The organism is Bacillus sp. Y3 (assembly GCF_008123875.1).
In the GTDB taxonomy this organism is placed as follows: domain Bacteria; phylum Bacillota; class Bacilli; order Bacillales; family Bacillaceae; genus Bacillus; species Bacillus altitudinis.
The window spans coordinates 227281-239980 of record NZ_VSSC01000001.1 but is presented as its reverse complement, the minus strand read 5'-3'; the positions used below and the strand labels follow the sequence as shown (position 1 = coordinate 239980).

General features: G+C 42.4%; 10 protein-coding genes. All 10 read left to right on the top strand.

Going from position 1 to position 12700, the window contains the following annotated elements; all coding sequences use genetic code 11:
• The first annotated feature begins 35 nt into the window (after positions 1-35).
• The 10 genes from uxaC (at position 36) to FXF70_RS01225 (ending at position 12650) form a co-directional block, all read left to right on the top strand.
• Entirely contained in the window at positions 36-1472 is a 1437-nt protein-coding gene (gene uxaC, locus FXF70_RS01270) for a glucuronate isomerase (protein ID WP_017359252.1), read from the top strand.
• A 67-nt stretch (positions 1473-1539) separates the two neighbouring features.
• Positions 1540-2550, top strand: a complete 1011-nt coding sequence (locus tag FXF70_RS01265; protein WP_148779702.1) for a LacI family DNA-binding transcriptional regulator — start codon at positions 1540-1542, stop codon at positions 2548-2550.
• Positions 2551-2608: 58 nt separating this feature from the next.
• Positions 2609-4060: a tagaturonate reductase gene (locus tag FXF70_RS01260; RefSeq protein WP_148779701.1), complete on the top strand. Its 1452-nt coding sequence runs from the start codon at positions 2609-2611 to the stop codon at positions 4058-4060.
• A complete protein-coding gene (locus tag FXF70_RS01255; RefSeq protein WP_148779700.1) occupies positions 4057-5550 on the top strand; it encodes a UxaA family hydrolase in 1494 nt (497 codons plus the stop codon). The genes FXF70_RS01260 and FXF70_RS01255 overlap by 4 nt, the downstream gene beginning before the upstream one ends.
• A 20-nt stretch (positions 5551-5570) precedes the next feature.
• Positions 5571-6962, top strand: a complete 1392-nt coding sequence (locus FXF70_RS01250) for a glycoside hydrolase family 28 protein (RefSeq protein WP_148779699.1) — start codon at positions 5571-5573, stop codon at positions 6960-6962.
• A 171-nt stretch (positions 6963-7133) separates the two neighbouring features.
• On the top strand, positions 7134-8084 hold the full coding sequence (locus FXF70_RS01245; RefSeq protein WP_008347105.1) for an ABC transporter substrate-binding protein: 951 nt from the start codon (positions 7134-7136) through the stop codon (positions 8082-8084).
• Positions 8050-9108 (top strand): FecCD family ABC transporter permease, encoded by a 1059-nt coding sequence (locus FXF70_RS01240; RefSeq protein WP_017359258.1) that lies wholly within the window; start codon positions 8050-8052, stop codon positions 9106-9108. Before FXF70_RS01245 ends, FXF70_RS01240 begins: the two co-directional genes overlap by 35 nt.
• A complete protein-coding gene (locus FXF70_RS01235; protein ID WP_148779698.1) occupies positions 9105-10391 on the top strand; it encodes a heme ABC transporter ATP-binding protein in 1287 nt (428 codons plus the stop codon). Before FXF70_RS01240 ends, FXF70_RS01235 begins: the two co-directional genes overlap by 4 nt.
• Positions 10392-10570: 179 nt before the next feature.
• The gene (gene dapA, locus FXF70_RS01230) at positions 10571-11473 is read left to right on the top strand and encodes a 4-hydroxy-tetrahydrodipicolinate synthase (RefSeq protein WP_079919746.1); all 903 of its coding nucleotides are present in this window, start codon (positions 10571-10573) and stop codon (positions 11471-11473) included.
• A gap of 4 nt (positions 11474-11477) precedes the next feature.
• On the top strand, positions 11478-12650 hold the full coding sequence (locus FXF70_RS01225) for an iron-containing alcohol dehydrogenase (protein WP_148779697.1): 1173 nt from the start codon (positions 11478-11480) through the stop codon (positions 12648-12650).
• Positions 12651-12700 lie beyond the last annotated feature (50 nt).

The window sequence follows — 12700 nt, the reverse complement described above, 5'->3', positions numbered from 1 at the left end:
TTGATTTTCATCATTATAAGAGATGGGGGAGTTTGATGAAAGCTTTTTTAGATGAGCAGTTTTTATTAAACAGTCAAACGGCGGAAAAGCTATACCATGAGTTTGCAAAGAACCTTCCGATTATTGATTACCATTGTCATTTAAGTCCAAAAGAAATCTATGAAAATAAAACGTTCCGAAATATAACCGAAGCATGGCTTTACGGGGATCATTACAAATGGCGCGCCATGAGAGCAAATGGGATACCTGAAACACATATCACAGGAGATGCCTCAGATGATGAGAAATTTTTAGCTTGGGCGAAAACTGTTCCGATGACGATTGGAAATCCTCTCTATCACTGGACCCATCTAGAGCTAAGACGATATTTTGATGTTGAAGAACTTTTGAATGAAGAAAGCGCAGACATCATCTGGAAAAAAGTAAATGAAAAGTTGCAAGGAGATGGATTTGGTGCGAGAGATTTCATTGTGAAATCAAATGTTGAAACGGTTGTGACGACAGACGATCCGGTTGATTCGTTGATTTATCACCAACAACTGCGGGAAGAAGGCTTTTCTGTGCAAGTACTGCCAGGGTTTCGGCCAGATAAGGCATTAGATATCACAAATGACTTGTTTATCGAGTATGTTCATCAGCTAGCGGAGGTTTCATCTATCAAGATCGAATCCTATCAAGACTTCATAAAAGCACTTCATATGCGAATCGATTTCTTTCATGAACAGGGCTGTTTGATTTCAGATCATGCCATCAATGAAATGACGTACGAAGACACGACGGAAGAAGAAGCTACGATCATTTTTCATAAAAGAATGTCTGGACATCCATTGACGGAAAAGGAGAAGGTTCAATTTAAAACACACACATTCATTGAACTAGGTCAGGCATATGCTCAGCGGGGATGGGCGATGCAGCTTCATATCAATGCGCTCAGAAACAACAACTCGAAAATGTTTGAGCGGCTTGGACCAGATACCGGATATGATGCAATGAATGATGAAGACATTGCAAAACCTCTTTGCCGCGTATTAGATCGGTTAGAACAAGCACATGCATTGCCAAAAACCATCCTCTATTCCTTGAATCCAAGGGACAATGTGGTGATTTCAACGATAGCTGGAAGTTTTCAAGATGGAAAGACTCCTGGGAAAATGCAGCATGGAACAGCCTGGTGGTTTAATGATACAAAGCAGGGAATGACAGAGCAGATGATGGCACTTTCCAGTATCGGACTGATCAGCCGATTTATTGGGATGCTGACAGATTCACGAAGCTTCCTGTCTTACACAAGACATGAATATTTTCGTAGACTGTTATGTGACATCATTGGAGATTGGGTGGAAAAAGGTGAAGCGCCTAATGATCTCAATTTGCTAGGGGGAATGGTAAAAGGAATCAGCTATGAAAATGCAAAGCAGTATTTTCAATTTGAACGGGCAAATGAGCTTTCGCATAAAAGCAAGATGATATGAACAAAAAACAAGAATATGAAAGCGTTTTTATGATAAGATGATAAAAAATCATAAAAGGCGGAATAGCATGACAGTCACAATCAAAGATATAGCAAAATTGGCAAACGTTTCTCATACCACAGTATCAAGGGCTTTGAATAACAGTCCTTTTATTAAAGAGAAAACAAAACAAAACATCTTGTCGATTGCAAAACAGCTGAATTACTCACCGAATGTCCATGCCAGAGGCCTTGTCTCGCAAAAATCATTTACAATTGGTCTGTTTTTTACGAGTTTAACAGAAGGCACATCCTCAAGTTTCTTTGTTGATGCATTAAAAGGCGTCAACAGTGTAATAACAGAAAACTATCATTTGGTTGTAAGAGGAATTGACGATTTTCACGATTACACAACCATTCATAAACAGCGGTATGATGGTATTTTGCTTATGAGCCAAAGCGAGCATGATGAAGCGTTTATCCATCATGTGAAAAAACAGGGCATTCCCATTATTGTACTGAATCGCCGTGTAGAAAGTAATCAAGTGATGAATATATTAGCGGATGATGGTGAAGGGGCATATCAAGCTGCACACTATTTCATTCAGCAGGGGCATAAACAAATTGCCATTATTGAAGGGAAAGAAGGTTTTAAATCCACACAGGAAAGAAAAGCTGGATTTTTGCAAGCACTCATTGACCATCATGTACCCATGAAGAAAGAATACATGATCATAGGCGACTATCATATGAAGAGCGGCTATGAATCAATGGAAGCCTTACTCACTCTTGATGATCCGCCAACTGCCCTTTTTTGCTCAAACGATGACATGGCGATTGGTGCGATGAATGCATTGTTTGCAAAAGGTAAAAGGTGTCCTGATGATCTCTCTATTATCGGATTTGATGATATTTCATTTTCATCTTATACAACGCCTGCCCTCACAACAGTCAAAAAGCCAATTGAAAAAATGTGTGCGCTTGGAGCAGAAGCCATCCTTTCAGTCATCAACGGTGAAAAGCAAGAAAACGATCATCTGGAAAAAGTGTATGTCCACACAGAGCTGATGATTAGAGATTCAGTCAAAAAGGTGCAGTAATCAGCATCTTTTAAATGAAAATGTTCACGTGTGCAAAAAATGCGGGGAGGAAAAGCGTTTGAGACGATTATCCAAAGATGTGTACCCAGTGGCTGAATATCCTGAAACCATTCTACAAATTGGCGAAGGGAACTTTATGCGGGGATTTATGAATTGGCAGATCCAGAAGCTAAACGACTGTACAGATTTTAAAGGAAGAGCAGTGGTTGTTCCTCCTCGAAAAGGATCAGTGACAGCTCTAAATGAACAAGATGGTTTGTACACTTTATGTATTCAAGGATTTCATGACCAAAAAGAAATGAACGAACGGATCGTCATTCAATCCATCAGCAGGGGAATCAGCACATATACAGATTATGATGCCTTTTTACATGTAGCGGAAAGTCCTGATGTGCGCTTTGTCTTTTCTAATACAACAGAGGCAGGACTTGTGTTAAGAAAAGAGGACCGATTAGAAGATCGGCCGCAAGTAAGTTTTCCAGGAAAGCTGACAGCCTTCTTGTATCACCGCTTCAAAGCTTTTTCTGGAGATGAGAAAAAGGGTTTGATCATTTTACCTTGTGAATTGATTGAACAAAACGGTGATCGATTAAGAGAATATGTGATCACAATGGCAGCTGAGTGGAATCTTCCGCCTGATTTTGTGACTTGGGTCAAGGAAGCCAACACGTTCTGTAATACGTTAGTTGATCGGATTGTCCCAGGATTTTCTCAGGAAGCAGCGGAGACTGTTCAAAAAGAAGAAGGGTATATCGATGAATTGCTTGTCACAGCAGAATATTATCACCTGTTTGTCATTGAAGCACCTGCGTTTGTTCAAAAAGAGCTTCCTTTTCAAGAAGCAGGGTTAAACGTACTTTTTGTGGAAGATATCGCTCCCTATCGTATGAGCAAGGTTCGCATTTTAAACGGTGCGCATACAGCGATGGTGCCGATTGCATATTCATGTGGATTGGATACTGTCAAAAAAGCGGTGGATGATGAGCATGTTGGTGTGTTCATTCGCCGCATGCTTGAGGAGGAAGTGCTGCCAGGTTTGCCACTTCCTGAAGAAGAGCTGCTGCTTTATACACAATCCGTTTGGGATCGATTCTGCAACCCTTTTGTCAAACATCAATTACTTGATATTGCCTTAAATGGTGTATCGAAATTTCGGGCGCGTATTCTCCCGTCTCTTCTAGATTATATAGAGCTAAAAAAACAGTTGCCTACGAAACTTATGTTCTCACTGAGCAGTTTGATTTATTTTTATCAAGTCCATGCAGATCAAATAAAGGATGATGAGTCTGTGATGACATTCATGAAGGAAGCATGGGAGGAAGTGGACCATTCCTATGAATCAATGGTCGATCGACTTCTTTCAAACGAAGTTTTATGGGGGATGGATTTGACGAAGATCGCAGGGCTGAAGGATGCAGTAGCCGAGCAGCTCACCTTCATACATGAAAATGGCATGAGAGCTGCTGTTCACCAAATTCTTCAATATGAAAGTCAGGGGGAGAAGGCATGAGAGACTTTGTTGTGATTCATCCTTCAGATAATGTTGGTATCGCTTTAAAAGTGCTTGAGCAAGGCGAAGAGCTTCAGCACCAAGGTCATACAATCATTTTAAAAGAAACCGTTGCTAAAGGTCATAAATTTGCATTGGCTGAGATCAAAGAAAAAGAGAATATCATCAAATATGGCTACCCCATTGGTCATGCATCCACTGCGATTTCGACTGGAGAATGGGTGCATACGCACAATATCAAAACGAATCTATCAGGTAAGCTCGATTACGAATACCGCCCTTCTTTAACAGAAAACCCCTATGAAAAAACGAATCTGACATTCAAAGGGTATAAACGAAAAAATGGCGCAAGTGGTATACGAAATGAGCTTTGGATTGTCCCAACAGTTGGGTGTGTCAATGGCATTGCCGATCAAATCATTCAAATATTTACCGCTGAAATGGGGGGGAGCATCCATCCTTTTGAAACGGCGTTAGTATTAAAACACAATTATGGATGCTCACAACTTGGGGATGATCATGAAAACACAAAAACAATACTTCAAAATGCCGTAAAGCACCCAAATGCTGGAGGGGTTCTCGTTCTAGGGCTTGGCTGTGAAAACAATGATATTGAGGATTTTAAAGCTACATTAGGGGAGTATGACCAGACGAGGGTGAAATTTTTAAGAAGCCAAGAAGTAGGGGATGAGATTGAGACAGGTGTCGCTTTACTCAAGGAAATTTATGACGCAGCGAAAGAAGATCAGCGTGAAGACATTCCGTTATCTGAGCTGAAAATTGGCTTGAAATGCGGAGGATCAGATGGGTTTTCAGGCATTACCGCAAATCCACTTTTAGGTAGACTGTCCGATTTCATTGTGGCTCAAGGCGGAACCACCGTCTTAACAGAAGTGCCGGAAATGTTCGGGGCTGAAGAGATCTTAATGGAGAGAGCGGAATCAAAAGCGACATTCGACAATATTGTGCAGATGATCAATGATTTTAAACAATACTTTATGGATCATCGACAGCCAGTATATGAAAATCCTTCCCCGGGAAATAAAGCAGGAGGAATTTCGACATTAGAAGATAAATCTCTCGGCTGCACACAAAAAGCGGGTACTTCCGTTATAAAGGATGTTTTAACATACGGGGAGCTGCTAAAACGAAAAGGATTGAATTTATTAAGTGCGCCTGGGAATGATTTGGTTGCTTCATCTGCTCTCGCAGCGTCTGGCTGTCAGCTCGTCCTCTTTACAACAGGCAGAGGCACACCGTTTGGCACATTTGTTCCAACGATGAAGGTATCGACCAATACCGCTTTATATGAAACAAAAAAACATTGGATCGACTTTAATGCGGGGGAATTGCTTGAGGATGTATCAGAAGATGTGGTGCTAGAGAAGTTCATTGCCACGGTGATTGATGTGGCGAGTGGAAAGCTGTTAAATCATGAAAAAAACAATTTTAGAGAGTTGGCTATTTTTAAAACAGGTGTGACACTTTAAGGCGTCTGGGGGATGAGGAAATGTCTAAAAAACGGAATTTGATGTATGTGACAGCAGGAACAGTACTAACAGGAATTGGACTCGCACGTTTAGCAAAGCAAGGGAAAAAAGACAAAGAAACAGATGGTATAGATCATGTGTTAAAGCAGATAAAAGCGCCAAAGTTCCCAGATCGTGAATTCAATGTCATTCATTATGGTGCAGATAACAAAGGGATAGAGCTTTCGACAAATGCTATTCAGTCTGCCATCGATGATGCACATCGTTTGAAAGGAGGGCGTGTGCTGATTCCTGAAGGGACATTTTTGACAGGCGCTCTTGAATTGAAAAGCAATGTAGAGCTTCATCTTCATGAAAAAGCCTATGTGAGCTTCAGCCAAGATACACGTGATTATCTCCCGCTTGTTCTAACAAGATATGAAGGCATTGAGCTTTATAATTATTCGCCACTTATTTATGCCCATCATGCAGAAAACATCGCGATTACAGGAGCAGGCACGCTGGACGGGAGAGGGGATGAACACCACTGGTGGCCTTGGAAGTATGGAACAAATGGTCAGCCCTCTCAAGATCGGGATCGTCAGCTCCTTTTTGATATGGCTGAAAAAAGAATACCAGTGGAAGAAAGAGTGTTTGGCGAAGGACATTATTTAAGATCAAGCTTTATCCAGCCATACAATTGCCAAAACATTCTCATTGAAGGAGTAACCGTAAAGGATTCACCGATGTGGCAAGTCCATCCGGTGTTAAGTGAAAACGTCATCGTCCGCGGGGTGAATATCATCGGTCATGGCCCAAATACAGATGGTGTGAATCCAGAGTCGTGCCGACATGTGCTCATTGAAGATTGTTATTTTGATAATGGCGATGATTGTATTGCCATTAAATCGGGCAGAAATGAGGACGGCCGGAGAATCGGCGTTCCATCTGAAAACATCGTCATTCGTAGAAATACGATGCGTGATGGTCATGGCGGAGTAACGATCGGGAGTGAAATCTCTGGAGGCGTCAAGTATGTATATGCAGAGGATAATGTCATGGACAGTCCGAACCTCGACAGGGCATTGCGCATTAAGACCAACTCTGTCAGGGGCGGTACCATTGAACACATCTATTTTAAAAACAATCTAGTGAAAAGCTTAAAGCATGAGGTGGTCTGTATCGACATGATGTATGAGGAAGGGGATGCCGGTCCGCATAGGCCTGTAGTCCGTCATATTGAAGTAGAAGGGCTAAAAAGCAGCGGAGGGCGATATGGTGTCAAGATCGCCGCATACTCACATTCCCCGGTCACACACTTTAAAATGAAAGACTGTGTCATTGACGATGTCACGTACCCTCTTTCATTGGAACATGCAGTATCTCCTTCATTTCAGAAAGTGGTCATTAATGGTGAAGATATCAACCAATAGCGGAAGTGAAAACAGCCACGTCAAAGGCTGTTTTTCTTTTACAAGGACAGACAAGACGTATTCGGAATCACATATACAACCTATCTGCACTGTAGTATAATATTCCCGAAATTAGAAAAGAATTGACGAAAGAGATGACGTCAAGCAGTACATAAAGCAGGGGGTTTATTGATGAAGAAGTTAACTGGTATTTGGCTATCATTGTTACTTGTGATCGGTGTTTTAGCAGGGTGTGCAGGTGCGGAAACGGACCAAAAAACAAACAGTTCAAAGCCTAAAGAGACAGCGGCTGCGGCATTTCCTGTATCCATCAAAGATGCAGCTGGTAAAACAGTTGAAATCAAAGAACAGCCTAAACGAATTGTTTCGTTAATTCCAAGTAATACAGAGGTTGCCTATGCCCTTGGTCTTGGAGATAAAATCGTGGGTAGATCAGATTTTGACAACTATCCAAAGGAAGTAGAAAAGGTAGAGAAGATTGGCGGTCTTGATTTCAATGTAGAGAAGGTTATTTCCTTAAAGCCTGATCTAGTCTTAGCACATGCATCACAAATGAGCTCAAAAGACGGATTTAAACAGCTTGAAGATGCAGGTATTCAAGTGCTGACTGTCAATGATGCGGCTTCCTTCAAAGATGTTTATAAGTCTATCCATATGATTGGTGAAGCAACCGGCGTAAAAGAGGCATCAACGAAGCTTGTAGATGAGATGAAATCAAAACTGAATGACATCAAAAAACAAGCAGAATCCATCTCCAAAGACAAACAAAAAACAGTTTTTGTCGAAGTATCAGGTGCGCCTGAAATTTATACAACAGGTAAACAAACGTTTATGGACGAAATGCTGTCTGTCATTCATGCAAAAAATGCTGCTGGCGACCAAACAGGCTGGGTGCAAATGACGGAAGAATCAATTATTAAACGAAATCCTGATGCTATCGTTACGATTGATGGCGCAAGTTTAGCTGATCTGAAAAAAAGAGACGGCTGGAAGGCGATCAAAGCAGTCAAAGAAAAACAAGTCTTTCAATTGAATACGGATCTGGCATCACGACCGGGACCGCGATTGGTTGAAGGAGTGGAGGCTCTTGCGAAAAGCATCTATCCTGACACGTTCAAATAAAATCATCATCGCATACACAGCAAGTGCTTTACTTCTTGTCGTGAGCATTGGAATGGGAATCTCATTTGGCAGTTTAGGGATTCCCATTCCTTCTATACTTCGGATCTTTGTTCATGAAGTATTTGGAATTCAGGCCGGAACCATTGATGCAATTGACCGCAATATTATGATGAATATCCGGCTGCCGAGAGTGATATTAGCGGCGTTAGTCGGTGCAGCTCTGGCGTTATCTGGTGCAGCCTTTCAAGGTTTATTAAAAAATCCCCTCGCTGACCCTTATACACTTGGGGTATCTCAAGGGGCATCTGTGGGAGCTGTAGCCACATTGTTTTTCAGTTTGCAGTTTCCTTTGCTTGGCAGTTTTACACTGCCTTTTTTGAGTATGACAACAGCGCTTGTCACACTATGTCTCGTCCTCTTTTTTGCCCGTCTGGTTCACCGAGGAATGAGCATTTCTTCTTTAATTTTGACGGGGGTCATCTTCAGCTCTTTTTTAGGAGCCCTCATTTCATTAATGATTGCGTTAACAGGTGATGATTTAAAAGAGATTATTCATTGGCTTCTAGGCAGTGTGTCTATGAGAGGCTGGCGATATATTGCTCTTTTCCTTCCTTTTTTCCTCATTGGTACATTTGCATTGATCTTGATGGGAAGAGATTTAAATGTGATGACATATGGCGAAGAAAAGGCAAAACTGTTAGGGGTTCATGTGAAACGGAGCAAATATGTGGTGTTGCTTGCTGGTTCGATTCTGACTGGAAGTGCGGTGGCTGTGTCAGGAACGATCGGATTTGTAGGACTGGTGATTCCGCATTTTATCCGTCTTTTATCCATTACGGATCATCGTCATTTGCTGCCTTTGTCGATGCTGAATGGTGCTTCCTTTCTCGTTTTAGCAGATGTGCTCTCCCGTACGATCATTGAACCGACTGAATTGCCTATTGGCATCATTACAGCGTTAATTGGTGCACCTGTCTTTGGCATCATCCTCATCCGCAGATATAGAGGAGGGACGCATCTATGATTCAAGTGAAGGAAGTTAGAGGAGGATATGGTGAAAAAGAGGTCATTCACGGCGTGAGTTTTGAAGTGGAGCGAGGGGAATTCTTCGGCATCCTTGGTCCAAATGGGAGCGGTAAGACGACACTGCTTAAAATGATCGCAGGTATTTTAGCACCTGAGAGCGGCCAAGTAACACTAGATGGCCATCCAGTTCAATCCTACCGGCCAAAGGCACTTGCGCAAAAATTGGCGGTTCTTCCCCAGAAGACCGATCAAGCCTTTTCATTTACAGTGGAAGAAACGGTCCAGTTTGGGCGTTATCCTTATCAGAAAGGTTGGCTGCAATCTGTTACGAAAGCAGATATCGAGATTGTCAGCAAGGTGATGGACCAAACAGATATTGCTCAATTTAAGGATCAATCCATCCATGAGTTAAGCGGTGGAGAACAGCAGCGGGTTTACTTAGCTCAAGCGCTGGCTCAGTGCCCTGACTATTTATTGCTGGATGAGCCAACCAGTTTTCTTGATTTAGCTTATCAAAAAGAGTTACTCGATTTGATTAAACAAGAGACGGTTTCCTCTAACTTAACGGTGATCGGTGTGTTTCATGATGTGAACATTGCCAGTTTGTATTGTGACCGTCTGCTTTTGCTGAATGAAGGAAAGACGGACATGCTGGGAGAACCGCATCATGTGTTGACCACCGAACGGGTGAACCGTGTGTATGAAACAGATGTAACACCTCTCCAACATCCACTGCGGGCAAACCCTCAGCTGGTAATTGAACCTGCGTCCATCTCTGAACATTCAAGACTGAACTTAGCGGATGGGTGGAAAACATATGGCGCAAACGGAATGACATTTTCTACTCATCAGCCATTGCGCATCCTTTCATCACATGAGAAAAGCGGGGGTTTCTTTTGGACACGGTCCCTTGGAACGGGAACTGAAGCACTCCAAGACATGCTGGATGATGAGGAAGGGTACTTATTTCTTGGTCAATCTGATGGGCCGAAGCAATACGCCGCTGAAGATGATGATGAAGATGTCCTTCTTTATGGGATGCATCAAGAAGGAGAGCTGTCCGTTTGGCTTGTGCTGAAAGGAACGATATCAGATGGTGCGTCTGTCCAGCTGATGGGCGAGCTGACGCACTTCATTAAACAAGAGACAAGTATCCAGGTACATCATCTTTGTATCGTTGCTGCCAATGCAGAAGAAAAGGAGCATACTGCTCATTTACATGAAAGAGTCAGACTGAAAGTGAAGCATCTTCTTCATACATTGAATGCTATGAAAAAGTGAACTGGCTGGTTCACTTTTTTTGTTGAAAACATCAACATCTACTTATGTCATCCACTGAATATTTGAAAAAAACGAAAAATATGTTGCTAAATAAATCACATTGCTTTTATAATAAGAATAATGAAAGCGTTTTAATAATTAATTGTTTAAAAATGCAACAACCGAAAGGGGAGGATCATTTGAACATTCAAGGAATCATTCCAGCTATTTTGACACCGCTTACAGAAGAAGAGCATTTTCATCCAGAAGTGACAAAGCAACTTATTGATCATTTAATCGACTCAGGTGTGCACGGCATCTTTGCTTTAGGGACAAACGGCGAATTTCATTTGTTTTCAGAGGAAGAAAAGCTTCAAATTGCTGAAACTGTTGTAAAGGCTGCGGGCGGCAGGGTGCCTGTATACATGGGAGCAGGTGAGAATAGCACTAAGGCAACCATTAAGCTGTCAAACAAGTTCGCAGATTTAGGCGTAGATGTCTTGTCGGTTATCACCCCTTATTTTGTTGCGCCATCACAAGAGGAGCTGTATGAGCATTTTCGTCATATTTCAGAGAATGTGACCATCCCCATTTTACTTTATAACATTCCATCAAGAACAGGTGTGTCACTTGCGCCAGAGACGGTTGCAAGGCTCAGCGTTCTACCGAATGTGTTAGGTATTAAAGACAGTAGTGGAGATATTGCCAATATCAAAGCGTATCTCGATGTCACAAAGGATGAAGAGTTTGTCGTGCTTGCAGGAACGGATTCCCTCATTTTAGAGACATTGAAGCTAGGCGGAACAGGTGCAGTGGCGGCAACGGCAAATGTGCTTCCCAAAACCGTCGTTGGCATTTATGAATCGTTTCAGCAAGGAAATCTTGACCAAAGTGAGCAATGTCAGCAGCAACTGCAGCCGTTAAGAGCGACATTCACATTAGGAACGTTACCAGCACCTTTGAAAAAAGCAGCTGAACTTTCAGGGATTCCTGTAGGTCCGCCAAAAAGCCCGGTCAAAGCATTATCCGGCGAGGCTTTAGAAGCTGTGGTGAACATGATGGAGAATTATCGGATACAAGCAAAAGCAGCAAAGGAGTCGTGAAGAGATGACAATATCACATTATCACTTTCAAACGGCATCACACATTGTTTCTGGCGCCCACTCTCTAGAGCTCCTTGGGGAGAAACTAGAGCTATTAGGACTAAGCACGTTGAGATCGATTTTTATTTTAACGCAGCCATCCATCGTATCTCTTGGTTACGCAGATCAAATCAAAACAGAACTTGCGAAAAAAGGGATTGCGAGTGAGATCAGCACAGAGATTAAGCCTGAACCAACGGAAGAAAATATCGAGGACGTATTCCAGACATTTTTAAAAGGGGAGCATGAAGCCATTATTGGGATTGGTGGCGGGAGTGTGCTGGATGCGGCCAAAATATTAGCTGTTCTAAAGACGAATGATCAGCCAATTTCTGATCTCGTTGGCACGAACCTTGTTAAAAAAAGAGGAGTTCCAACGATTCTCATTCCAACAACCTCAGGTACGGGATCAGAAGTGACACCAAACGCGATTGTTACCTTTCCGGAAAAAGAATTAAAAATTGGCATGGTCAGCCCATACCTTTTGCCTGATCTTGTGATCTTAGATCCCGCACTGACACTCAAATTGCCAAATGCCATTACCGCAGCTACAGGGATGGATGCGTTTACGCATGCGCTTGAATCGTATATTTCAAATAAAGCCAATCCATTTAGTGATATGTTTGCACTCGAATCGATGAGGCTCATTTCAGGAAGTATTCAGGAGGCCTATCATCACGGGGATAATATGACAGCAAGGGAAGATATGCTGGTTGGTGCCATGTATGGCGGGATGGCGCTCACAAGTGCCGGAACCGCTGCTGTTCATGCAATGGCTTATCCGTTAGGGGGGAAATTCAAAATTTCACACGGTGTCGCTAATTCCATGCTGCTTCCTCATGTTACGGCGTTTAATGCAGACCATATCAAAGATCGTCTTGAAGATATTGCTAGAGTGATAGGGATCGAAGAGAAAGGCTCACAGCATACGCTTGCAGAGCAAGTGATTCGTCAAGTTGAAGAGTGGACAGCGGATTTACACATTCCTCAACAACTCAAAGCCTTCGGTGTGTCAAAAGAAGATGTGCCGGCACTTGCTGAAGCTGCTTCAGAGGTGAAGAGATTAATGGATAACAACCCGAAGCCGATGTCTGTCTCTGATATTGAACAGGTCTACATGAAACTGCTCCACGTTTAACACTTCATACGTCACTGGGATGGGACATGAGAAGTTGCTTCATACGGCTT

Excerpts from the sequence above, each read along its gene's own strand:
- uxaC (WP_017359252.1), top strand. The coding sequence starts at position 36 with ATGAAAGCTTTTTTAGATGAGCAGTTTTTATTAAACAGTCAAACGGCG.
- FXF70_RS01250 (WP_148779699.1), top strand. The coding sequence starts at position 5,571 with ATGTCTAAAAAACGGAATTTGATGTATGTGACAGCAGGAACAGTACTA.
- FXF70_RS01255 (WP_148779700.1), top strand. The coding sequence starts at position 4,057 with ATGAGAGACTTTGTTGTGATTCATCCTTCAGATAATGTTGGTATCGCT.
- FXF70_RS01225 (WP_148779697.1), top strand. The coding sequence starts at position 11,478 with ATGACAATATCACATTATCACTTTCAAACGGCATCACACATTGTTTCT.
- FXF70_RS01265 (WP_148779702.1), top strand. The coding sequence starts at position 1,540 with ATGACAGTCACAATCAAAGATATAGCAAAATTGGCAAACGTTTCTCAT.
- FXF70_RS01235 (WP_148779698.1), top strand. The coding sequence starts at position 9,105 with ATGATTCAAGTGAAGGAAGTTAGAGGAGGATATGGTGAAAAAGAGGTC.
- FXF70_RS01245 (WP_008347105.1), top strand. The coding sequence starts at position 7,134 with ATGAAGAAGTTAACTGGTATTTGGCTATCATTGTTACTTGTGATCGGT.